Origin of the sequence: Streptomyces sp. NPDC058653, assembly GCF_042716895.1 — a bacterium.
GTDB lineage: Bacteria > Actinomycetota > Actinomycetes > Streptomycetales > Streptomycetaceae > Streptomyces.
On sequence record NZ_JBHXRM010000047.1, the window covers coordinates 29,051 to 51,801 of the forward strand.

General features: G+C 70.4%; 23 protein-coding genes. 18 read left to right on the top strand and 5 right to left on the bottom strand.

What is annotated here, in order from left to right; translation table 11 throughout:
* Positions 1-18 precede the first annotated feature (18 nt).
* Entirely contained in the window at positions 19-624 is a 606-nt protein-coding gene (locus tag ACFWU9_RS30410) for a rhomboid family intramembrane serine protease (RefSeq protein ID WP_384324132.1), read from the bottom strand.
* A 93-nt stretch (positions 625-717) separates the two neighbouring features.
* Between ACFWU9_RS30410 and ACFWU9_RS30415 the strand changes: the two genes are divergently transcribed.
* The 8 genes from ACFWU9_RS30415 (at position 718) to ACFWU9_RS30450 (ending at position 9,145) form a co-directional block, all read left to right on the top strand.
* On the top strand, positions 718-1,473 hold the full coding sequence (locus tag ACFWU9_RS30415; RefSeq protein WP_384324134.1) for a UbiX family flavin prenyltransferase: 756 nt from the start codon (positions 718-720) through the stop codon (positions 1,471-1,473).
* Positions 1,474-1,551: 78 nt separating this feature from the next.
* Positions 1,552-2,007: an Lrp/AsnC family transcriptional regulator gene (locus ACFWU9_RS30420; protein WP_023539462.1), complete on the top strand. Its 456-nt coding sequence runs from the start codon at positions 1,552-1,554 to the stop codon at positions 2,005-2,007.
* A 111-nt stretch (positions 2,008-2,118) separates the two neighbouring features.
* Positions 2,119-3,282, top strand: a complete 1,164-nt coding sequence (mqnE, locus tag ACFWU9_RS30425) for an aminofutalosine synthase MqnE (protein ID WP_384324178.1) — start codon at positions 2,119-2,121, stop codon at positions 3,280-3,282.
* 106 nt (positions 3,283-3,388) lie between these two features.
* The gene (locus tag ACFWU9_RS30430; protein ID WP_384324136.1) at positions 3,389-3,913 is read left to right on the top strand and encodes a GNAT family N-acetyltransferase; all 525 of its coding nucleotides are present in this window, start codon (positions 3,389-3,391) and stop codon (positions 3,911-3,913) included.
* A 127-nt stretch (positions 3,914-4,040) separates the two neighbouring features.
* Complete coding sequence (locus ACFWU9_RS30435) at positions 4,041-4,337, top strand: DUF4229 domain-containing protein (protein WP_384324138.1); 297 nt, start codon at positions 4,041-4,043, stop codon at positions 4,335-4,337.
* 443 nt (positions 4,338-4,780) lie between these two features.
* Positions 4,781-6,148, top strand: coding sequence for a dicarboxylate/amino acid:cation symporter (locus tag ACFWU9_RS30440; protein WP_384324140.1), 1,368 nt, complete (start codon positions 4,781-4,783; stop codon positions 6,146-6,148).
* 242 nt (positions 6,149-6,390) lie between these two features.
* A complete protein-coding gene (locus tag ACFWU9_RS30445; RefSeq protein ID WP_384324142.1) occupies positions 6,391-7,014 on the top strand; it encodes a TetR/AcrR family transcriptional regulator in 624 nt (207 codons plus the stop codon).
* A gap of 169 nt (positions 7,015-7,183) precedes the next feature.
* Positions 7,184-9,145 carry an AMP-dependent synthetase/ligase gene (locus ACFWU9_RS30450; protein WP_384324180.1) on the top strand — a complete coding sequence of 654 codons (1,962 nt, stop codon included), beginning with the start codon at positions 7,184-7,186 and terminating at the stop codon, positions 9,143-9,145.
* Positions 9,146-9,265: 120 nt separating this feature from the next.
* Here ACFWU9_RS30450 and ACFWU9_RS30455 read toward each other — a convergent pair whose 3' ends face one another.
* Positions 9,266-9,469 carry a cold-shock protein gene (locus tag ACFWU9_RS30455; RefSeq protein ID WP_017948713.1) on the bottom strand — a complete coding sequence of 68 codons (204 nt, stop codon included), beginning with the start codon at positions 9,467-9,469 and terminating at the stop codon, positions 9,266-9,268.
* Positions 9,470-9,786: 317 nt separating this feature from the next.
* Between ACFWU9_RS30455 and ACFWU9_RS30460 the strand changes: the two genes are divergently transcribed.
* From ACFWU9_RS30460 to ACFWU9_RS30480, 5 genes are all read left to right on the top strand, one after another.
* Positions 9,787-10,680, top strand: a complete 894-nt coding sequence (locus ACFWU9_RS30460) for a menaquinone biosynthetic enzyme MqnA/MqnD family protein (protein ID WP_384324144.1) — start codon at positions 9,787-9,789, stop codon at positions 10,678-10,680.
* Between the two features lie 49 nt (positions 10,681-10,729).
* Entirely contained in the window at positions 10,730-12,478 is a 1,749-nt protein-coding gene (locus tag ACFWU9_RS30465; RefSeq protein WP_384324146.1) for a protein kinase, read from the top strand.
* Between the two features lie 92 nt (positions 12,479-12,570).
* Positions 12,571-13,770 carry a cyclic dehypoxanthinyl futalosine synthase gene (mqnC, locus tag ACFWU9_RS30470; protein ID WP_384324148.1) on the top strand — a complete coding sequence of 400 codons (1,200 nt, stop codon included), beginning with the start codon at positions 12,571-12,573 and terminating at the stop codon, positions 13,768-13,770.
* A 10-nt stretch (positions 13,771-13,780) separates the two neighbouring features.
* The gene (locus tag ACFWU9_RS30475; protein ID WP_384324182.1) at positions 13,781-14,437 is read left to right on the top strand and encodes a hypothetical protein; all 657 of its coding nucleotides are present in this window, start codon (positions 13,781-13,783) and stop codon (positions 14,435-14,437) included.
* 105 nt (positions 14,438-14,542) lie between these two features.
* On the top strand, positions 14,543-15,244 hold the full coding sequence (locus ACFWU9_RS30480; RefSeq protein ID WP_384324149.1) for a demethylmenaquinone methyltransferase: 702 nt from the start codon (positions 14,543-14,545) through the stop codon (positions 15,242-15,244).
* A 63-nt stretch (positions 15,245-15,307) separates the two neighbouring features.
* Here ACFWU9_RS30480 and ACFWU9_RS30485 read toward each other — a convergent pair whose 3' ends face one another.
* On the bottom strand, positions 15,308-15,832 hold the full coding sequence (locus ACFWU9_RS30485; protein ID WP_384324184.1) for a GNAT family N-acetyltransferase: 525 nt from the start codon (positions 15,830-15,832) through the stop codon (positions 15,308-15,310).
* Positions 15,833-15,975: 143 nt separating this feature from the next.
* Between ACFWU9_RS30485 and ACFWU9_RS30490 the strand changes: the two genes are divergently transcribed.
* Positions 15,976-17,259 carry a geranylgeranyl reductase family protein gene (locus ACFWU9_RS30490; protein WP_384324151.1) on the top strand — a complete coding sequence of 428 codons (1,284 nt, stop codon included), beginning with the start codon at positions 15,976-15,978 and terminating at the stop codon, positions 17,257-17,259.
* Positions 17,260-17,286: 27 nt separating this feature from the next.
* Here ACFWU9_RS30490 and ACFWU9_RS30495 read toward each other — a convergent pair whose 3' ends face one another.
* Positions 17,287-17,901 (bottom strand): glycoside hydrolase family 25 protein, encoded by a 615-nt coding sequence (locus tag ACFWU9_RS30495; RefSeq protein WP_384324153.1) that lies wholly within the window; start codon positions 17,899-17,901, stop codon positions 17,287-17,289.
* Positions 17,902-18,140: 239 nt separating this feature from the next.
* Positions 18,141-18,965 (bottom strand): C40 family peptidase, encoded by an 825-nt coding sequence (locus tag ACFWU9_RS30500; protein WP_384324155.1) that lies wholly within the window; start codon positions 18,963-18,965, stop codon positions 18,141-18,143.
* Positions 18,966-19,731: 766 nt separating this feature from the next.
* Between ACFWU9_RS30500 and ACFWU9_RS30505 the strand changes: the two genes are divergently transcribed.
* From ACFWU9_RS30505 to ACFWU9_RS30520, 4 genes are read left to right on the top strand one after another with little or no spacing between them, the layout of a single operon-like run.
* Positions 19,732-20,091, top strand: coding sequence for an NADH-quinone oxidoreductase subunit A (locus tag ACFWU9_RS30505; RefSeq protein WP_023539436.1), 360 nt, complete (start codon positions 19,732-19,734; stop codon positions 20,089-20,091).
* 19 nt (positions 20,092-20,110) lie between these two features.
* The gene (locus ACFWU9_RS30510; RefSeq protein ID WP_384324157.1) at positions 20,111-20,665 is read left to right on the top strand and encodes a NuoB/complex I 20 kDa subunit family protein; all 555 of its coding nucleotides are present in this window, start codon (positions 20,111-20,113) and stop codon (positions 20,663-20,665) included.
* Positions 20,662-21,423, top strand: coding sequence for an NADH-quinone oxidoreductase subunit C (locus ACFWU9_RS30515; RefSeq protein WP_384324159.1), 762 nt, complete (start codon positions 20,662-20,664; stop codon positions 21,421-21,423). The genes ACFWU9_RS30510 and ACFWU9_RS30515 overlap by 4 nt, the downstream gene beginning before the upstream one ends.
* On the top strand, positions 21,420-22,742 hold the full coding sequence (locus tag ACFWU9_RS30520; RefSeq protein ID WP_384324160.1) for an NADH-quinone oxidoreductase subunit D: 1,323 nt from the start codon (positions 21,420-21,422) through the stop codon (positions 22,740-22,742). The genes ACFWU9_RS30515 and ACFWU9_RS30520 overlap by 4 nt, the downstream gene beginning before the upstream one ends.
* The last annotated feature ends 9 nt before the right edge of the window (positions 22,743-22,751 follow it).

Below are 22,751 nucleotides of genomic sequence, written 5' to 3' on the forward strand. Positions count from 1 at the left end.
ACGGGCCCGGCGGGAGGGTCAGGGTATGAGCGAGCCCGCCGGGGCGGGCCGCTTGGGACGGCGGAACACGAACGCCGCCAGCACGCCGCCGATGAGACCGAAGAGATGGCCCTGCCAGCTCACCGACGGGTTCGTCGGCAGCACGCCCCACAGCGCGGAGCCGTACATCACCAGGACCAGCAGACCCACCACGATGTCCACGGCCCGGCGATTGACGAAGCCGCGGACCAGCAGATAGCCGAGCAGTCCGAAGACCACGCCGGAGGCCCCCGCCGTGACGGAGTTGTCCGCGGCCGTGAGCCAGACACCCAGACCGCCGACCACCATGATCGTGAGGACCACCCGCAGGAAGTGGCCCGTCCCGCTGAGCGCCGCGAGGAAGCCGAGCACCAGCAGCGGCACCGCGTTCGCCGCGAGATGGTCGAAGCCGTGGTGCAGGAAGGCCATCGGGATGACATCGCGCAGCTCGCCCACGTCACGCGGGCTCAGCCCGTACGTCTCCAGTGCCCCGGTCGACGAGTCCACGGCCTCCAGCACCCAGAGCAGCGCCAGCCAGCCCAGCATGAGAGCGGCCGCCGCCTTGATACGGCGCACCGCGGTCCTGTCGATGGATGAATCCGGCATGTCGCCCCCCAGGGGTCGTCGCGCTCCCACACCTGGAACGCGCGAGGTACCGTCCCCGGTTCCTGCTTCCGCCCGCCGGATAGGGTCGGACGCGTGAAACCCGGATCGGACCACGAGGACCAGCGGCACACCGAGCGGCCCACGGCGGGGTCCCGGCGGCCCTGGGTCGTCGGAGTCTCCGGCGCGTCGGGGACCCCGTACGCGGCGGCCGTGCTGCGCGGGCTGCTCGACGCCGGCGAGAGCGTCGATCTGATCGTCAGCCGCGCGTCCCGCCTCACGCTGCTCGACGAGACCGGGATCTCCTTCCGGGACGCGCGCTGGCGGGAGGATCTGCGCGTCTGGCTGGCCAGGGGCGCCGACGGCAAGCCGGACACCTTCGCCCCCGACGTGTCGGACGTACGGCACTGGGCCGCCGGTGATCTGGCGGCCGGGCCGTCCTCGGGGTCGTACCGGACAAAAGGGATGCTGATCGTCCCCGCCTCCACGGCCTCGGTCGCGGGTGTCGCGCTCGGCCTCTCGAAGGACCTGCTGCAACGCGCGGCGAGCGTGACGCTCAAGGAGCGCCGCGCCCTGGTGGTCGCCGTCCGGGAGACCCCGTTGGGCGGCGCCACCCTCAGGCAGCTGGTGGCCCTGGACGAGGCGGGCGCCGTCGTGCTGCCCGCGTCCCCGGGCTTCTACGCGGGCGCCACGCACATCCAGGACCTGGTGGACTTCGTCGCCGGGCGGGTGCTGGACGCCGCGGGGGTGCCGCACCGGCTGTACCGCCGCTGGGAGGGGGAGCTCGGCGGCTCCCGTACGGGTCCGGATCCGGACCCCGGGGCGGACCGGACCGGGCCGGCGCCCGCGTAGAACCGCCGCACCACCGCACTGCCTCTGATTGCATATATCAACTTGCGAGATTGCTGAACAATGGAAGGCTTCAGGCATATGGACGCCGTGGATAGGCAGCTCATCCAGGCCCTCAGAGAGAACGGCAGAGCCTCGTACGCCGAGCTCGGCCGGCTCGTCGGGCTCTCCGGGCCCAGCGTCACGGACCGCATCAACCGGCTGGAGGCGGCGGGCGTCATCATCGGCTACCGCGCCACCGTCGACTCGGCCTCGCTCGGTCTCGGTGTCACCGCGCTGATCGGTATCTCGCTCTCGGACGCCGCCGACCACGAGGACGTCGCGCACCGGCTGCGCGGGCTGAGCGAGATCGAGGACTGCTGGTTCATCGCGGGCGACGACTCGTACATGCTCAAGGTCCGCGCGGGCGACGTCGACGGCCTGGAGAAGACGATCCGCCGCCTCGGCAGTACGAAGGGCGTCTCGCGGACCCGTACGACCATCGTGCTCTCCACCAAGTGGGAGAACCGGGTCGGCGAACTTCCCGACGAAACCTAGGCGTACGGTTGGTGGGGCCTGGCGAGAAGTGGGCGTTCGGCAGATTTCGGTACGAGTTCCGGCGGAGAAGTCGGCACACACAGTGGGAGGCGCCGCATGACTGCATCTGTCATGGATGTGGGGCTCAAGCGCGAGCTGGAGGAGAAGGTCAGGGCCGGTGAGCGGCTGACCCGTGAGGACGGCATCGCCCTCTACGAGTCGGACGACCTGGCTTGGCTGGGCGGGCTCGCGCACGAGGTGCGGACGCGCAAGAACGGTGACGTCGTCCACTTCAACGTCAACCGCCACCTCAACATGACGAACGTCTGCACCGCGTCGTGCGCCTACTGCTCGTTCCAGCGCAAGCCGGGCGAGAAGGACGCGTACACGATGCGTATCGAGGAGGCCGTCCGGCTCGCAGAGGCGATGCGCGGCGACAGCCTCACCGAGCTGCACATCGTCAACGGGCTCCACCCGACGCTGCCTTGGCGCTACTACCCGCGCTCGCTGAAGGCTCTCAAGGAGGCCCTGCCGGAGGTCTCGCTGAAGGCGTTCACGGCCACCGAGATCCACCACTTCGAGACGATCTCCGGGCTGACGGCGAGTGAGATCCTCGACGAGCTGATCGACGCCGGCCTCGAATCGCTGACCGGCGGCGGCGCCGAGATCTTCGACTGGGAGGTCAGGCAGCACATCGTCGACCACCGCACGCACTGGGAGGACTGGTCGCGGATCCACCGGCTCGCGCACGAGAAGGGTCTCAAGACCCCGTGCACGATGCTGTACGGCCATATCGAGGAGCCCAGGCACCGGGTCGACCATGTGCTGCGGCTGCGTGAACTCCAGGACGAGACCGGCGGGTTCCAGGTCTTCATCCCGCTGCGCTACCAGCACGACTTCGTGGACATGCAGGACGGCAAGATCCGTAACCGGCTCCAGGCGCGGACGACGATGGCCACCGGCGCGGAGGCGCTGAAGACCTTCGCCGTCTCCCGGCTGCTGTTCGACAACGTCCCGCACGTCAAGGTCTTCTGGGTGATGCACGGTGTGCAGACCGCCCAACTCGCCCTCCAGCACGGCGCGGACGACATGGACGGCTCGGTCGTCGAGTACAAGATCACGCACGACGCCGACAACTACGGCACGCCGAACAAGCTCGGCCGTGACGATCTGCTCGACCTGATCCGCGACGCCGGCTTCCGGCCGGTCGAGCGGAACACGCGCTACGAGATCATCCGGGAGTACCCGGGCCCGGACGAGGCCAGGCGCGAGACGCCGCAGCCCATGCGGCTCTGACCTCCCCGCCGTACCTCCGTCGGGCGGCCCCGGCTCGTCGAGCCGGGGCTTCTCGGGTTCTGGAACGGGTTTGAGACCGCGGACGAGTACTGGTTACGGTGCGGAAATGCCGCTTACGTTCACCCTCGACCCGCCCGTCGACCCCGACCTGCGCGACGGCGTCGTCGCCCTCTGGACGGACGTCTCCGACGCGGGCGGCGCCGTCGGCTTCGTACCCCCGGTGAACCCGGACGACGTACGGGCGGAGCTGGTCAAGCACCTCGTGTCGATGGCCGAGGGGCGGACCCGGCTGCTCGTGGGGGTGGATGAGGACGGCGCCGTGGCCGCCACGGTCTTCCTCGCCCTCAACACCCACCGGCTGATGCGGCACTGGCTCTGGCTGTACACGGTGATGGTCCACCCGCGGCACCAGGGCAAGGGGTACGGCCGCGACCTCATGCGCGCGGCGGCCGAGGCCGCCCGGGGCATCGAGGGCATCGAGGCGATCCGGCTCACCTGCCGGGGCGGCACGGGCGTGGACCGCTTCTACGCGTCGTGCGGCTACAAGGAGGTCGGCCGGGTGCCGGACGCGATACGGGTGGCGCCCGGCGACGACCGCGACGACATCACGATGCTGCTGCCGCTGCACTGAGCCGGCGGCCCTCCGGGCGTGCCCGGGTCAACCCCCTTATATGGGACAGCGGGCGGCGTGCTTCACTGGACGCGTACGCCGCCGGACGAGCCCGCCCGGACATGTCGCCACGAGGAGAGGTGCCGCTGTGACCGCCGCCAGAACGAGCGCCACGATCCGCTACACCGCGATGCGCCTGGGCATCTTCGTCGGCAGCTTCGTCGTCGTCGCCGCGCTGGTCCAGTTCGGCGCCCTGCCCAAGGGGCTCGGGGACTCCAACTTCATCTGGGTGCTGCTGCTCTCGCTCGTCGTCTCCGCGCCGCTCAGCTTCGTCCTGCTGCGCAAGCAGCGCGACGAGATGTCGGCGCAGATCGTCGGCAGGGTCGACTCGGCGAAGGCCAAGCTGGAGGCCAACCGCGCGCAGGAGGACGGCGCGACCCGCTAGGGCGCCCGCACACGCGGTCGTTTCGCGGCATCTGTCCCATGTGTCTGATGCGTCCCGCCTAAGCGGCGCGTAAGTTTCATCACACCGCTCCGTCGGTCCATCACGCCCCAGCGGCTCGCACGCTGGGGCTTCGGCATGTCCGGGGTGCCCCGGGACTCCTGCCGTACCGATACCTCAAAGCAGACCTTTGAGTATCCATAAGACCCGGTGTTAATGTATCGACCATGAAGACAGCAGTGCGCCATCTTGCCGTGAGCCTCCCGCTCGTGGCGCGCCTGCATGTCGACCTCTGCCGCTGCATGTCCGCGGTCTGTTGCCGCTCGCACTGATCCGAACCGGCACCATGCGGCGGCGCCACCTCTGAAGCACGGGCGCCGCACCCCCCCAGTTCCACCCCTTTCCCCTCGTCCCCGTACGTCCGTATGCCCAACTGGAGTGTGTCCGTGTCCGCGAATTCCGAGCCCGCCACCACCGGCAAGGCCGACCAGGCCGACAAGCCGGCCGGTTCAGGCCCAGGTCTCTCCCTGCCCAACGTCCCGTTCTGGGCCCAGATAGTCGCCGGTCTCGTCCTCGGCGTCCTGCTCGGCTGGCTCGCCCGCAGCCAGGACATCAACTGGCTCTACACCACGCTCGACAAGATCGGCGGCATCTTCGTCCAGCTGCTGAAGCTGGCCGTCGCCCCGCTGGTCTTCTTCGCGATCCTGGTGTCGATCACCAACCTCCGTAAGGTCAACAACGCCGCCCGGCTCGCCGGGCGCACGCTGCTCTGGTTCCTGATCACCTCACTGATCGCCGTCGTCATCGGCATCGTGATCGGTCTGATCACCAACCCCGGCTCCGGCACCGGCCTCACCCCGAAGGACGGCGCGAAGCCCGAGGGCTCGGGCTCCTGGATCGACTTCCTCACCGGCATCGTGCCGACGGACGTGATCACCCCGTTCACCGAACTCAACGTCCTCCAGATCGTCTTCATGGCGGCCGTCGCGGGCGTGGCCGCCCTCAAGCTCGGTGAGCGCGCCGCGCCGATCCTCAGCCTCAGCGAGGCCGTGCTCGAACTGCTCCAGAAGGCCCTGTGGTGGGTCATCCGCCTCGCCCCGATCGGCACCGTCGGTCTCATCGGCTACGCCATCGCGGACTACGGCTGGGACCTGATCGGCGACTACGCGACCTTCACCGCGGACGTGTACATCGGCTGCGCGCTCGTCCTCTTCGGCGTCTACCCGCTGCTCCTGGCGACGGTCGCCAAGGTCAGCCCGCTCCAGTTCTTCAAGGGCGCCTGGCCCGCGATCCAGCTGGCCTTCGTCTCCCGCTCCTCGGTGGGCACGATGCCCGTCACCCAGCGGGTGACCGAGCGGCTCGGCGTGCCGAAGGAGTACACCAGCTTCGCCGTCCCGTTCGGCGCCACCACCAAGATGGACGGCTGCGCCGCGATCTACCCGTCGCTGGCGGCGATCTTCATCGCGGAGATCTTCGACGTCCAGCTCGGCATCCAGGACTATCTGCTGATCGCCTTCGTCTCGGTGGTCGGCTCGGCCGCCACGGCCGGTCTCACCGGTGCGACGGTCATGCTGACCCTGACCCTCTCCACGCTGGGTCTGCCCCTGGAGGGCGTGGGTCTGCTGCTGGCGATCGACCCGATTCTGGACATGATGCGGACGGCCACGAACGTCGCCGGCCAGGCCCTGGTCCCGGTCATCGTCGCGTCCCGGGAGAAGATCCTGGACCACGACAAGTACAACTCGGCCTCGGCCTCGCCACTTGAGGAGCCGGAGACGGCCGACCACCGGACCGCGGTCCCCGTCGCCGCCTGATCCGGCGGCCCGGCGGCTGAACACCTGTCACCACCGGCGGCGTCCCGGGGCCTTTCGGCCCGGGGGCGCCGCCGTGTCGTGGGCGCGCCCCGAGGTACCGGAACCGTGGCCGGAACCGTGGCCGGGAGCGGTCGTTCGACTCGATCGGGCGCGGGCCGTGACCGTAGGCTTACGCCGGTTCCGGGCACGTGGGGTGAGGGGAAGACCAGGTGGGTTCCGCAGGCGCGGGGAAGAGCAGACGGATGCCGCGCGAGGTGCGCGAGCGGCAGATGATGGACGCCGCCGTGGCGACCTTCGGACAGCGCGGCTACCGGGCCGCCTCGATGGACGAGATAGCCGAACTGGCCGGGGTCTCCAAGCCGTTGGTGTATCTGTATCTGAACTCCAAGGAGGAGCTGTTCACCGCGTGCATACGCCGCGAGGCGGACGCGCTCCTCGCGGCCGTACGCGCCGGTGTCGTCGAGCCGGGACTCGCGCCCGACCAGCAACTCTGGTCCGGGCTCACGGCGTTCTTCGCCCATACCGCGGAACACCCCGACGCCTGGTCGGTGCTGCACCGGCAGGCCCGTACGCACGGGGAGCGGTTCGCCGCCGAAGTGGCAGGGATGCGGGAGGAGTTGATCTCCTTCGTGACCGGGCTGCTCCGGGAGGCGGCGTACACCACGCCCGCGGACCGTGATGTCGTCGGGGTCGCCCAGGCGCTCGTCGGCGCCGCCGAGGCGCTGGCCGGCTGGGCGAACGAGACGCCCGACGTGACGGCCAAGGAGGCCGCGGCGACGCTGATGAACTTCGCCTGGACGGGGCTCGGAGGACTGCTGGACGGCGAACGTTGGTCCGTCGGCAACGCGCCGGTGGCACGGCGGTAGTCGGCGGGTCACGGCCCCGCCTTGATTTCGCGACCCGGTCCCGCTTTACTCGCCGGACCGGAGCCCCACCCTCCGGCCAGAGATGAGGGAACAGCGCGTGTCCGCAGACGTGCCCGCCGACGGAGCCGGGTCACCGGCCCGGTCCGTGCCGCCGGGGGAGCCGTGGCAGTTGCCGCCGCCTCCCGCCGAGCCCGAGCCGGACCTTGGGCCGGACCCCGAGCCCGAGCCGGAGCCCGCGGCACCGTCGGCCGAGCCCGCCGTACCGTCGACCGCGCACGTCGAGCCCGAGAAGCTCTGGGTGGACGGAGTCGTACGACAGGTCTCCGTACCGCCCCTCGTGCCGCCCGTCCCCGAGGGCTCGCTCGCCGACATCCCCTTCGACAACGCCCGGTTCGCCCCGGACGACGCCGTCCTCAGCCGCAAGCAGGCGGACGGCCGCTGGCGGGACGTCACCGCCGCCGCGTTCGCCGACGAGGTGCGCGCCGTCGCCAAGGGACTGATCGCCGAAGGGCTGCTCCCCGGCGACCGGCTCGCGATCATGGCCCGTACGACCTACGAGTGGACGCTCCTCGACTTCGCGGCCTGGGCCGCCGGCCTGGTCACCGTCCCCGTCTACCCGACCTCGTCCGCCTTCCAGGCCCGCTGGATCCTCCAGGACTCGGGCGCCGTCGCCTGCGCGGTCGAGACCGAGGAGCAGGCCCGGCTGATCGCCTCCGAGCAACTCCCCGACCTGGCCCGGCTCTGGACCTTCGACAGCGGCGCCGTCGACGCGCTGCGCGCGGCGGGCACCGGCGTCCCCGACGCGGACCTCGACGCGCGGCGGGCCGCGCTCTCGCCCGCGTCGGTCGCCACCCTCGTCTACACCTCCGGCACCACGGGAGGCCCGAAGGGCTGCGTCCTGACGCACGCCAACTTCTTCGCGGAGGTGGACAACTGCATCGAACTGCTCCACCCCGTCTTCAAGTCGGTGAGCAAGGAGCCCGCCTCCACCCTGCTCTTCCTGCCGCTCTCCCATGTCTTCGGCCGTATGGTCGCGGTGGGCTGTCTGCGCGCGCGGGTACGGCTCGGGCACGCGCCGTCGCTGCGCACCGAGGAGCTCATCGCCGATCTCGCGGGCTTCCGGCCGACGTTCCTGCTGGCCATCCCGTACGTCCTGGAGAAGGTCTTCAACACCGGCCGCGCCACCGCCGAGAAGATGGGCCGCGCCGCGTCCTTCGACCGCGCCGCCCGGATCGCCCGCCGGTACGGGCACGCCGTCGAGGCGGCGGCGGCCGGTACGGGCCCCGGCCCGGCGCTGCCCCTCAGAGCCGCCCGCGCGCTCTACGACCCGCTGGTCTACCGGCGGATACGGGCGGCGCTCGGCGGCAAGGTGGTGCAGGCCATCTGCGGCGGCTCCCCGCTGGGGCGCCCGCTCGCCGCCTTCTACGCCGGCGCGGGGATCACGATCTTCGAGGGCTACGGCCTGACGGAGACCACGGCCGCCGCCACCGTCACGCCGCCGCTCCGGCCGCGACTGGGCACCGTCGGCTGGCCGCTGCCCGGCACCTCCGTACGGATCGCCGACGACGGAGAGGTGCTGCTGCGCGGCGGCCAGGTGTTCACCGGCTACTGGGACATGGAGCGGGGAGAGCCCGTGACGGTCCTGGACGACGGCTGGTTCGCCACCGGGGACCTGGGCGCGCTGGACGACGAGGGCTATCTGACCATCACCGGCCGCAAGAAGGACATCATCGTCACCTCGGCCGGCAAGAGCGTCGCCCCGGCCCCGCTGGAGGACTGGCTGCGGGCCCACCCGCTGATCGGCCAGGCCCTGGTGCTCGGTGACAACCGCCCGTACGTCACGGCGCTGATCACCCTGGAGACGGACGGGCTCGCCCACTGGTGCCAGATGAAGAAGAAGGAGCAGCTGACGCGGGCCGAGCTGGTCACGGACGAGGAGCTGCTCTCCGTACTGCAGCGGGCGGTGGACGAGGCCAACCGGCTGGTGTCCAGGGCCGAGTCGATCCGCCGCTTCCGGGTGCTGCCCGACTCCTTCACCGAGCAGAGCGGGCAGTTGACGCCGTCACTGAAGGTGAGACGGGCGGCGGTCGTCGAGGAATTCGCGGCGGAGATAGACGAGCTGTACGTGTAGTCCGCCACGGCGGGACAGTGGCGGAAAGGGCAGGAGCCCTGCTCCCCGCACGGGGCGTGCGGGGGCAGGGCTCCTTGATACTGCGTGTTCTTTTCGTGCGCGATCTTCCGACCCGGGCAACTAGGCCGGGGTTACGTTCTCCGCCTGCGGGCCCTTCGGGCCCTGGGTGACGTCGAAGTTCACGACCTGGTTCTCCTCGAGGGAGCGGAAGCCGGTCGCGTTGATCGCGGAGTAGTGGACGAAGACATCCGGGCCGCCGCCGTCCTGGGCGATGAAGCCGAAGCCCTTTTCAGCGTTGAACCACTTGACGGTTCCGGTAGCCATAAGCCCTCCTTGGGCCAAAGGGTTGCCCTGCTCCAGAACCTGCAAACAAGTCTGAAAACTACAAAAGCCTGCGGGTCACATGCTCCGCAGGCTCTGTACTGCAAGGGAAACCAAACTGCAACTTGCGACGAGCCTAGCACGCGTCTCATGGCCAGCGGTAGGGGAAAGATCACCGAAAGATCACCTCACCCGCACGTTTGAAGAGGGCTCCGGCGGGCTGACGTGGCGGGTGTCCTGACGTGCGAAGGAGACCCCTCAGACCCCCCGTCCGGCACCCCCGGGCGGCCCCGTCGCCGTCCCGGGTCTAGCCTCGCGGTGTGGACAGCTCCCTTGAAAGCACAGCAGGCGGCGAGGCCGACGGAAGCGATCACCCCCGCGTCCGGCCGCGCGTCGGCCACATCCAGTTCCTGAACTGCCTCCCCCTTTACTGGGGCCTCGGCAGAACAGGAGCCCTCTTCGATCTTGAGCTGACGAAGGACACCCCGGAGAAGCTCAGCGAGCGCCTCGTGCGCGGAGATCTCGATATCGGTCCCGTCACCGTCGTCGAATTCCTCCGCAATGCCGAGGACCTCGTCGCATTCCCCGATCTCGCGGTCGGCTGCGACGGACCCGTCATGTCCTGCCTGATTGTCTCGCAGGTACCGCTCGAAGAACTCGACGGCGCCCGCGTCGCCCTCGGGTCGACCTCACGGACCGCCGTACGCCTCGCGCAGCTGCTGCTCGCCGAGCAGTACGGCGTCGCCCCCGAGTACTACACGTGTCCGCCCGACCTCGGACTGATGATGCAGGAGGCGCAGGCGGCCGTACTGATCGGCGACGCCGCCCTGCGCGCCTCGCTGCACGACGCGCCGCGCCTCGGCCTCCAGGTGCACGACCTCGGGCAGATGTGGAAGGAGTGGACGGGGCTCCCGTTCGTCTTCGCGGTCTGGGCGGCGCGCAAGGACTATCTGGCGCGCGAGCCGGAGACCGTACACCTGGTGCACCAGGCGTTCCTCGCCTCCCGTGACGTGTCGCTGGAGGAGGTCGCCAAGGTCGCGGAACAGGCGGCGCGCTGGGAGACCTTCGACGCGGAGCTGCTGGAGCGTTACTTCACGACGCTCGACTTCCGCTTCGGGCCCGACCAGCTGGCGGGCGTACGGGAGTTCGCCCGGCGCACCGGACCCACGACCGGCTATCCCGCCGACCCGCACGTCGAGTTGCTCCCGTCCTGAGAAGGTAGGGGCAGCACGGACGGGGACGGGGAACGGGGAGGGGACGGGTATGCAGCCGCTCGACGCGGACGGGCCTCGCACCATCGGCGCGTACCGGCTGCTGGGCAGACTCGGCGCCGGTGGGATGGGCCGGGTCTATCTGGCCAGGTCGGAGGGTGGCCGCACGGTCGCCGTGAAGGTGATCCACCCGCATTTCGCGCTGGACGAGGAGTTCCGGGCCCGGTTCCGCCGCGAGGTGGCGGCGGCCCGCCGGGTCGGCGGCGCCTGGACGGCGCCGGTGCTCGACGCCGACCCGGAGGCGGCCACGCCCTGGGTCGCCACCGGCTATGTCGCGGGCCCCTCGCTGACGCAGGCGGTGGCCGCCCACGGACCGCTGCCCGGGACGACCGTACGGGCCCTGGGAGCCGGGCTCGCCGAGGCGCTTGGCGCGGTCCACGAGCTGGGCCTCGTCCACCGGGACGTCAAGCCGTCGAACGTCCTGCTGGCCCTCGACGGACCCCGGCTCATCGACTTCGGTATCGCGCGGGCCACCGACGGCACCGCCTCGCTCACCTCCACCGGTGTCTCCGTCGGCTCGCCCGGCTACATGTCGCCCGAGCAGATACTCGGCAAGGGCGTCACGGGCGCGGCCGACGTCTTCTCGCTGGGCGCGGTGCTCGCGTACGCCGCGGCGGGGGTGAGCCCCTTCCCCGGTGACTCGTCCGCCGCGCTCCTCTACAAGGTGGTCCACGAGGAGCCCCAACTGGGCGCGCTGGACGGTGAACTGAGGGACCTCGTCGGGCACTGCCTGGCCAAGGACCCGGCCGCGCGCCCTGCCCCGGCGGAGGTCGCCGCGCGGCTCGCGCCCGCCCCCGGCGGGGCGGTCGCCCTGGTCGACGCGGGCTGGCTGCCGGACCCCCTGGTACGCGAGGTCAGCCGGGCGGCCGTACAGCTCCTGGACCTGGAGGCGGCGGGGCCCGTACGGGACGCGCCCGGGCAGGCGGTGCGATGGCCCACGCCCCCGGGGTCCGACACGCCCCCGCCCACGGCCGGGCATCCGCCGACCGCCGGGCATCCGCGGACCGAGGGGCACGGATCGCCCGGGTCGGCTCCGCCCCTCGGTGAGTTCGGGGCGCCCACCTACGACGCGCGGGCGCAGTCGGCCGGTCCGCCCGGACCCCGTACGGCCGGCGGCACGCCCGCCGACGCCCAGGACACCCAGGACCCCCGGATGTCCCTCTCGGTCACCGCCGGGCGCGCCGGGCCGCGCCGCCGCAAGGTGAGCTGCACCGTCGCCCTCGCCGTGGCCGGAGCGCTGGCCGCCGTCGCCCTGGGCGGAACGCTGCTGGTCGACCAGTTCCGGGACAACTCCGACGCGAAGGACTCGGCCGGAGCCGACCCGAACCCCCGCGCCTCGGCCACCGGGGGCGGCGCCGCCGACGCGGTGCCGGAGGTGCCCGAGGAGTTCGTCGGCACCTGGAAGGGACCGACGACCGAGGAGAACGGGCTGCCGCACGGCGACTACACGGTCGAGATCTCCGAGGGCGGCAAGGGCGACAAGGTGCTCCGCTCGACCAGCTTCCTCTCGCTGCTCGGAGTGGAGGCCAAGTGCTACGGCGTGGGCACGCTCGTCTCCGCCTCCTCGAAGGAGATCCGGATCTCGGAGTCGACCGATCCCGACCGGGCCGGCGAGGCGGGGCTCTGCACGACCACCGAGGACGCCGCGCTGACGTTCACGCTCACCGGCAAGGGCGAACTCCGCTTCGTCTCCAAGGAGGAGGCCGCGGGCAACCCGACCGGGACGCTGCGCAAGCAGTAGCCGGTGGAGGCGCGGCCGGTCCGCCCGGACCCCTGGCGTACGCTGGATCGGTCCGTAGATCCACTGATACACCGCCGAAAGGTGACGCCCCGGTGACCGAGAAGGCCGACCAGCAGTCTGTCCTCGACCGCGCTGCCGAGGGTGGCCGGATCACCCCCGAAGAGGCGCTCGACCTCTACCGCTCGGCGCCCCTCCACGCGCTCGGCTCCGCCGCCGACAGCGCGCGCCGCCGCCGGTACGCCGGCACGGAGCACATCGCGACGTACATCATCGAGCGGAACATCAACTACACGAACGTCTGCGTGACGGCGTGCAAGTTCTGCGCCTTCTACGCCGCACCCAAGGACACCGACAAGGGCTGGACCCGCGACCTCGACGACATCCTGCGCCGCTGCGCGGAGACCGTCGAACTCGGCGGCACCCAGATCATGTTCCAGGGCGGACACCACCCCGACTTCGGTGTGGAGTACTACGAGAAGCACTTCGGCGCCATCAAGGCCGCCTTCCCGCAGCTGGTCATCCACTCCCTCGGCGCGTCCGAGGTCGAGCACATGGCCCGGATCTCGGACGTCACCGTCGAGGAGGCGATCCGCCGGATCCACGCGGCGGGTCTCGACTCGTTCGCGGGCGCCGGCGCCGAACTGCTGCCGGCCCGGCCGCGTACGGCCATCGCCCCGCTCAAGGAGTCCGGCGAGCGGTGGCTGGAGATCATGGAGACCGCACACGGGCTCGGTGTCGAGTCCACGTCCACGATGCTCATGGGCACGGGCGAGACGAACGCCGAGCGGATCGAGCATCTGCGGATGATCCGTGACGTACAGGACCGGACGGGCGGTTTCCGGGCGTTCATCCCGTACACCTACCAGCCCGAGAACAACAAGCTGAAGGGCCAGACGCAGGCGACGCTCTTCGAGTACCTGCGGATGATCGCCATCGCCCGGATCTTCCTCGACAACGTCGCCCATATCCAGGGCTCCTGGCTGACCACGGGCAAGGAGGTCGGCCAACTCTCCCTGCACTACGGCGCGGACGACCTCGGCTCGATCATGCTGGAGGAGAACGTCGTCTCCTCGGCGGGCGCCAGGCACCGCTCCAACCGGCTGGAGATCATCGACCTGATCCGCAAGGCGGGGCGGGTCCCGGCGCAGCGCGCCACGACGTACGAGCACATCGTCGTGCACGACGACCCGGCGGACGACCCGGTGGACGAGCGCGTCGTCTCGCACATCTCGTCCACGGCGATCGAGGGCGGCACCGCGCACCCGGAGCTCAAGCTGCTCGACGCCAACTGACCGGGTGGCACTGACGATTCACCGGGCGGACCTGGTGCTGCCCGGCGCCGGGCGCGCGCCCGTGCCGGGCGGCGCCGTCCTCGTCGACGGACGGAGCGTCGAGGCCGTCGGCCCGTACGAGGAACTGGCGGCGGCGCGTCCGCTCGCCCGCGTCCGACGGTGGACGGGGGTCCTCACCCCGGGGCTCCGCAATCCGTACGGTCCCGAACTGCTGGAGCGGGCCTACCATCCCGACCCGCGCGAGGCCGACGACCTGGGCACCGAGCCGCTCACCGGCGCCGCGCTCGCCGCTCTGGAGATGACCGAGAGCCGCTGGGGCGCCAGTGCCCGGCGCGGGGTGCGGCGGATGCTGGCGCACGGGACCGTCGCGGTCGCCGGCGCGCTCCGGCGCGAGACGGTGGCGGACGCGGTGGCGCGCTCGGGACTCGCCTTCGAGGAGCGGTTCGACGACCCGCCCGGCCCGCCGACCCTGGACCCGTTCGCGGGTGGCCGGCCGGTCGAGGAGGCGTTCGTGGCGCCGCCGTTGGGCCTCGAAGCCCGCCGGGCCGACTTCGCCGTCTTCGACGTACCGCCGGGCGGCGATCCCCTCGCCGCGCTCGCGCGGGCGGGCGCGGCCAGTTGCGTGGCCACCGTCCTCGACGGCCGGCTGGTCCACCGACGCGCCTGACGCGGACGCGTGGCGCGCCCGACCGCCTGCGAGAATGGCGTCCGTACCGCGGTGGACCGCGGTGGACGGCTCAGAGACAACCGAGACAAGTGAGGCGGAACGCCAGTGACCCGGGCCTCCCTGGAGAAGCAGCCGCACGAGGTCGCGTCGATGTTCGACGACGTGGCGGCCAACTACGACCTCACCAACGACGTGCTCTCCCTGGGGCAGGCGCGGCTCTGGCGCAAGGAGGTCGCGAAGGCCGTGGGCGCCCGCCCCGCGCAGAAGATCCTCGACCTCGCCGCGGGCACCGCCACCTCCTCGATGCCCTTCGCCGCCACCGGCGCCTACGTCGTGCCCTGCGACTTCTCGCTGGGCATGCTGCGCGAGGGCAAGAAGCGCCACCCCTGGCTGCCGCTGACCGCCGGGGACGCGACCAGGCTGCCCTTCCGGGACGACGTCTTCGACTCCGTCACGATCTCCTTCGGCCTGCGCAACGTCCATGACACCGACGGCGCGCTCCGTGAGCTGTACCGGGTGACCAAGCCGGGCGGCCAGGTCGTGATCTGCGAGTTCTCCCAGCCGACCTGGGGGCCCTTCAGGACCGTCTACACGGAGTATCTGATGCGCGCGCTGCCGCCGGTGGCGCGCGGCGTCTCCTCCAACCCCGACGCGTACGTCTATCTCGCCGAGTCCATCCGGGCCTGGCCCGACCAGCCCGCTCTCGCCGGGCTGTTGCAGAAGGCGGGCTGGTCGAAGGTGGCGTGGCGCAATCTGACGGGCGGGGTCGTGGCCCTGCACCGCGGGATCAAGACGCCTCGGGGCTGAGCCCGCGGCGAGGGGCCGGGCCCGCACGACCAAGTCGCGCCGTTCATGGGCCGTTCAGACTGTTCAGGCCGTTGAGGCCCGTTCGAGCGTGAGCCGGAAGCGGTACGCCTTCCGCCTGCCGACCGGTGTCACGAACGTCTCCTCCAGTGCCATGCCCAGCCGCCGCGCCACCGCGACCGAGCGGTCGTTGCGGGCGTCGACCATCGCGACGACGGTGGGGACGCCCGCCGCCCGCACCCGCTCCAGCGTCGCCCGAGCGGCAGCCGTCACATACCCCCTGCCCCAGTACGCCCGCCCGAGCCGCCAGCCGATCTCGATCTCGCCGACCGGCCCGAACGACGTGTGCGGCCACGGCTGCGCGCCGGTGAACCCGATGACCTCGTCCCGCTCGTCGAGCATCGTCCAGAGACAGAAGCCCCGTTCGGCGGCGTGCCCCCGCTGACGGGCGGTGAACTCCTCGTACTCGGTGAGCGGCGCCGGACCGCCGTGGAACTCCATGACGTCCGGATCGTCGAAGAGGCGGTGCCAGTGACGCGCGTCCTCCTCGGTGGGAACGCGGAGCCGTACGACGGGGACCGGTCGGGTGATGTCGTTCACGCGGGCAGCCCTTCAACTTGTCGATCAGTACGCACCCATAGACTGCACCTGTCCAGTGCCGAACATGCTCACCGCCGTCGGTACACATGATGGGACCCGGCCGCCGGGCCCACGAGACTTCGGGAGATCCCGCTGTGACCGAGCCCCTCTCCGAACACACCGCGGATGTGATCGTCGTCGGGGCTGGCCCGGCCGGCTCCACCACCGCGTACCACCTCGCCAAGTCGGGCCTGGACGTCCTGCTCCTGGAGAAGACCGCGTTCCCGCGCGAGAAGGTCTGCGGCGACGGGCTCACGCCGCGCGCCACCAAGCAGTTGGTGGGCATGGGCATCGACATCTCCGAAGAGGCCGGCTGGCTCCGCAACAAGGGGCTGCGGATCATCGGCGGCGGGGTACGGCTCCAGCTCGACTGGCCCGATCTCGCCAGCTACCCGGACTACGGACTCGTACGCAAGCGCGACGACTTCGACGAGCAACTGGCCCGCCAGGCGCAGAAGGCCGGGGCGCGGCTGCACGAGCGTTGCAACGTCGGGGCGCCGATCATCGATCAGCGCACCGGCCGTATCACCGGCGTCAACGCCAGGATGGGCGAGGAGAAGACGCCCGTCACCTTCCACGCGCCGCTCGTCGTCGCCGCCGACGGCAACTCCACGCGGCTCTCGCTCGCGATGGGGCTGCACCGGCGCGAGGACCGGCCGATGGGCGTCGCCGTCCGTACGTACTTCACCTCGCCCCGGCACGACGACGACTATCTGGAGTCGTGGCTGGAGCTGTGGGACCGGCGCGGGCCCCAGGACCGGCTGCTTCCGGGCTACGGCTGGATCTTCGGGATGGGCGACGGCACGTCCAACGTCGGTCTGGGCATTCTCAACTCGTCCTCCGCCTTCAAGGAGCTGGACTGGCGCGAGGTGCTCAAGGCGTGGTGCGCCTCGATGCCGGAGGACTGGGGCTACACACCCGACAACATGACGATGCCCATCCGCGGCGCCGCGCTGCCGATGGCCTTCAACCGGCAGCCGCACTACACCAAGGGCCTGCTGCTGGTCGGTGACGCGGGCGGTCTGGTGAACCCGTTCAACGGCGAGGGCATCGCGTACGCCATGGAGTCCGGCCAGATCGCGGCGGACGTCATCGTGCAGGCGCAGTCCCGGCAGACCCCGGGGCAGCGCGAGATGGCTCTCCAGCGCTATCCGCGGGTCCTCAAGGACACCTACGGCGGTTACTACTCGCTGGGCCGCGCCTTCGTGAAGCTCATCGGCAACCCGAAGGTCATGAAGATCGCGACGCAGCGGGGGCTCACGCACCCGCTGCTGATGAAGTTCACGCTGAAGATGCTGGCGAATCTCACCGACCCGACGGGCGGCGACGCGATGGACCGCATCATCAACGGCCTGAGCAAGGTCGCGCCCAAGTCCTGACCGCCCCGGCCGGCCGTACGGCGGGGCTCACGCCCCGCCGTCGGTCCCCGCCGCCCGGAGACCCTCGCCGGCCGGCCCGGCGAGGGTCCCGCCGCCGGCCGTCGCCCACTTCCGCAGGGCCTCGGCGTCGGCGAACCTGCCGAGGTTCGTGTCCAGCGGGCTGTCCGTGTACTGGTGGAACTTCCACGCCGCCTTGATCCGGGGCTTGCCCGGCGTCACGTAGTCCGCGATCCACAGGGCGTCGCCCGCCTGGCTCGTGGTGTCGCGGTTGAGCCAGAAGTCCCGGTTGCAGTACAGCCCGACGCGGTGGTCCGCGCCGCGCAGCCGCTTGAGCTCCGCCAGGAAGGCGTCCTTCGACGCGCACGAGACGTCCGCGTCCTCCCAGTCGGCGAACAGCAAGTCGCCCGCGCGCTCGGCGGCCTTGTCCACGAAGTACTTCGCCTGGGCCTTCATGCTGCCGGGCCGCAGGAAGTGGTAGAAGCCGACGACCAGTCCGGCCTCCCGCGCGTGCGCGGCCTGGGCGGCCATCCGGGGGTTGATGTAGGAGGTGCCCTCGGTCGCCTTGACGATGGCGAACTGCAGGCCCTTCGTGGAGAACGACGAACTCTGGTACGACGCGACGTCGACGCCCTTGACGGTCATCGGGGTGCCTCCTGCGTGGTGCGGGGTGGGGGGTGGTTGCGCTGTCTGTCCGATGCCCCCGTTGCCGAGGGGGCACGCACGAACAGGCGGGTCCGCGGGGCCTGTTGGGGCTGAGGGCCGGGATACGCCCTTGTGCGCCGGGGCACGGCCGAGGGCCGCCGCTCCCCGGGGCGGGGGAGCGACGGCCCTCGGCCGTGCTGTCGTGCGGTTCGTGCGGTTCCTACGGAGGTGCCGGTCGGTCAGAGGAGCCGGACCGCGCCGCTCGGCGGGTCCCAGTCCAGCGTCTTCTCCACGACGCCCGTACCGGAGTTCTGCGCGCCGATGAACTTGCCGCCGCCGGAGTAGATCCCCACGTGGTACGCGCTGCCCGCGCCGCCCCAGTAGAGGATGTCGCCGGGCTGGAGGTTGTCCAGGGAGACCTGGGTGCCGGAGGTCGACTGCGGCTGCGAGGTGCGCGGCAGGTCGACGCCGATCTGGCGGTACGCGGCCTGGACGAGGCTGGAACAGTCCCACGAGTCGGGGCCGGTGGAGCCGAGGACGTACGCGTCGCCGACCTGGGCGCGCGCGAAGGCCAGGACGGCCGCGGCCGAGCCGGTGGCCTGCGTGGTGCCGTACGAGGCCCCCGAGGACGAGCCGGAGGAGGCGGAGAGCGTCGTGCGCTCCTCGGAGCGTGAGGCGCGCTCCTCGGCCGCGGCCTCGGCGCGGGCGGCGGCCTCGGCGGCCTTCTCCTTCGCGGCGGCCTCCGCCCTGCGCTCCGCCTCGGCCTTGGCCTTCTTGGCGGCCTTCGCCGCCCGGGTGGCCGCGGCGTCCTCGCGCGCCTGGAGTTCGAGGTCGACCGCGACCTGCTGGGTGGCGGCGGCGGACTGCGCGACGGCGCCGGCGATGCCGGAGGTGAGCGTGGGCATCTCGATGGTCTCGGTCACCGGCTCGGCGTTGGCCGGAGCGGCGGCACCAGCCAGCGCGATGGTGCTGAGGACGCCACCGGCAACTCCGGACCGGATCGCGGTTTTCGACGCGCCTCGGCGGGGCTTCCGGTGGCTTCGTATGTGAGCGGTGTGGGACATGGGACCAATCGCTATCAGGGCTTTCGGTTCCCTTCAAGAAACGTGTGTTGCGCCACAGTTACGTTCGGAATAGATCAATCCGCTTAGCGGTGACTCTTATTGACGCCGTAACGGGCAAAACGGGCGACGGTGATCATGGCCTTGATCAGAGGGTTTCGGTGAATCGCCCGGATTGCCCGCTGCCTACCATCCGTTCGCTTCGATGGCCAAGCCCCGCTTTCGAGAAGGTTGGGCGTAGTGGCACAGGTCACAGAATGGTGAAGGCGGCGGCTCGCGGGTGCTCGTTCGCGCGCGCTCGTGAACACGTGCACGCTCTCCGGCTCCGAGCGCTCCGGCGAGGCCCGTCCACCCTCGTTCATGTCCGCGCCCGGCTCCGTCCACCTCCGTCCGCGGACCTCCCCCGCGCGGGTGGGGCGCGCGTTTATCACCCGCCCGCGCCCATCTCCAATTTGCCGCTCTCCGCAATGTCTTGATAGAGCCGCACACCCTCCGACCAGCGGTGACTCTCCGCATTGTTACCTCAAGTGACCGATTGGACGCTGCCCGTTCGAAGATCAACAGGCTCTCCGGCGCATGATCGATCGTCAGGTGGTGGAGATCACAAACTCCTTGCCCCACCCCGTGTCGCAGATCACAGACCGGGAGGCATAGGATGCGGGACAGTCCGGCTTGTGAACTGCCTCACATACGCGTGATCTTCGTGGGGCGGGAGACAGAAGCTCGGTTGAGGACCAACGGTCAGGGACGACTGGAAGGAGCGAGGAGCGTGAATGCCTACGCGCCAATCCTCGTGCTCGGCGCTCTCGGTGCCGCGTTTGCGATCTTCTCCGTGGTGGCGGCCACGCTTATCGGCCCGAAAAGGTACAACCGGGCAAAACTCGAAGCGTACGAGTGCGGCATCGAGCCCACTCCCACGCCGGCCGGAGGTGGCCGCTTTCCTATCAAGTACTACCTGACGGCGATGCTCTTCATCATTTTCGACATCGAGGTCGTCTTCCTTTACCCCTGGGCCGTCACCTTCGACGCGCTGGGGCTTTTCGGGCTCGTGGAGATGCTGCTCTTCGTGCTCACCGTCTTCGTCGCCTACGCGTATGTGTGGCGGCGCGGCGGTCTGGAATGGGACTAAAGGCGCGGAGGGGCAACCAATGGGACTCGAAGAGAAGCTGCCGAGCGGCTTTCTGCTGACCACCGTCGAGCAGGCCGCGGGCTGGGTGCGGAAGTCGTCCGTGTTCCCGGCGACCTTCGGCCTCGCCTGCTGCGCCATCGAGATGATGACGACGGGCGCCGGCCGGTACGACCTGGCCCGGTTCGGCATGGAGGTCTTCCGCGGTTCGCCGCGACAGGCGGACCTGATGATCGTCGCGGGCCGGGTGAGCCAGAAGATGGCGCCCGTCCTGAGGCAGGTCTACGACCAGATGCCGAATCCCAAGTGGGTCATCTCCATGGGGGTTTGCGCGTCGTCGGGCGGGATGTTCAACAACTACGCGATCGTCCAGGGCGTCGACCACATCGTCCCCGTCGACATCTATCTGCCGGGCTGCCCGCCGCGGCCGGAGATGCTGATGGACTCCATCCTCAAGCTCCACCAGAAGATCCAGGGCTCCAAGCTCGGGGTCAACCAGGAGGAGGCCGCCCGCGAGGCGGAGGAGGCGGCGCTGAAGGCGCTCCCGACGATCGAGATGAAGGGCCTTCTCAGGTGAGCGACGAGCAGCGGTCCGGAAGTTCCCCGGACAACGGCACGGCCGAGGGGGCCGCCGGCGGCATTCCGTCCGCGCGCGGCCAGGCCTCCGAGGTCATCGGCGTACGCAAGGGCATGTTCGGCACGGACAGCGGCGGCGGTGACACCAGCGGTTACGGCGGTCTCGTCAGGACCGTGACCCTGCCGGGCGCCTCCAGCCGCCCCTACGGCGGCCGCGACGGTGTCTTCGACGAGATCGCCGACGAACTCGAGGGCGCGCTGGAGGAGCAGGGACTCCTGCCCGCCAACGCCATCGAGAAGACGGTCGTCGACCGCGGCGAACTCACCTTCCACATCGCCCGCGAGCATCTGGTCCAGGTGGCCAGGACCCTGCGCGACGACCCGGCGCTCCGCTTCGAGCTCTGCACGGGTGTCTCGGGCGTCCACTTCCTGGGCGACAAGGGCCGCGAGCTGCACGCCGTCTACCACCTGCGTTCGCTGACGCACGGCCGGCTGATCCGCCTCGAAGTGTCCGCACCGGACAGCGACCCGCACGTCCCGTCCCTGGTCGAGGTCTATCCGACCAACGACTGGCACGAGCGCGAGACGTACGACTTCTTCGGCCTGATCTTCGACGGCCACCCCGCCCTCACCCGGATCATGATGCCGGACGACTGGCAGGGCTTCCCGCAGCGCAAGGACTATCCCCTCGGCGGCATCGCCGTCGAGTACAAGGGCGCCCAGATCCCGTCTCCGGACCAGCGGAGGTCGTACTCATGACCACCCCCCACGCAACTCCCCGTGCCACCACCGAGGGCACCGTCTACACCGTCACGGGCGGTGACTGGGACGAGGTCGTCGAGACCGCGGCCAAGTCGGACGACGAGCGCATCATCGTCAACATGGGTCCCCAGCACCCGTCGACGCACGGCGTGCTCAGGCTGATCCTGGAGATCGAGGGCGAGACCGTCACCGAGGCCCGCTGCGGCATCGGCTACCTCCACACCGGTATCGAGAAGAACCTCGAATTCCGCAACTGGACGCAGGGCACCACCTTCGTCACGCGCATGGACTACCTGACGTCGTTCTTCAACGAGGCGGCGTACTGCCGCGGCGTGGAGACGCTGCTGGGTATCGAGGACGACATCCCGGACCGGGCGAACATCATCCGCGTCCTGCTGATGGAGCTCAACCGGCTCTCCTCGCACCTGGTCTGCATCGCCACCGGCGGTATGGAGCTCGGCGCGACGACGATCATGATCTACGGCTTCCGTGATCGTGAACTGATTCTCGACGCCTACGAGTTGATCACCGGTCTGCGGATGAACCACGCGTACATCCGGCCCGGCGGCCTCGCCCAGGACCTTCCCCCGGGCGCCGTCGACCATCTGCGCGAGCTGCTGAAGACCCTGCGCAAGAACCTGCCGGAGTACGACGCGCTCGCCACCGGCAACCCGATCTTCAAGGCCCGTATGCAGGACGTCGGCTATCTCGACCTGGCCGGCTGCATGGCGCTCGGCGCCACCGGCCCGATACTGCGAGCGGCCGGCCTGCCCCACGACCTGCGCAAGACCGACCCGTACTGCGGCTACGAGACGTACGACTTCGACATCCCCACCGCCGAGACCTGCGACGCCTACGGGCGCTTCCTGATCCGGCTGGAGGAGATGCGGCAGTCGCTGCGGATCGTGGAGCAGTGCCTGGACCGGCTGGAGCCGGGTCCGGTGATGGTCGGCGACAAGAAGATCGCCTGGCCCGCGCAGCTCGCGCTCGGCCCGGACGGTCTCGGCAACTCGCTCGACCACATCAAGAACATCATGGGTACGTCCATGGAGGCCCTGATCCATCACTTCAAGCTGGTGACGGAGGGCTTCCGGGTCCCGCCCGGGCAGACGTACGCCGCCGTCGAGTCGCCCAAGGGCGAACTCGGCGTGCACGTCGTCTCCGACGGGGGCACCCGCCCCTACCGGGTCCACTTCCGCGACCCGTCGTTCACCAATCTCCAGTGCATGGCGGCCATGTGTGAGGGCGGCCAGGTCGCCGATGTCATCGTCGCCGTCGCGTCCATCGACCCCGTGATGGGAGGCGTCGACCGGTGACCACCACAC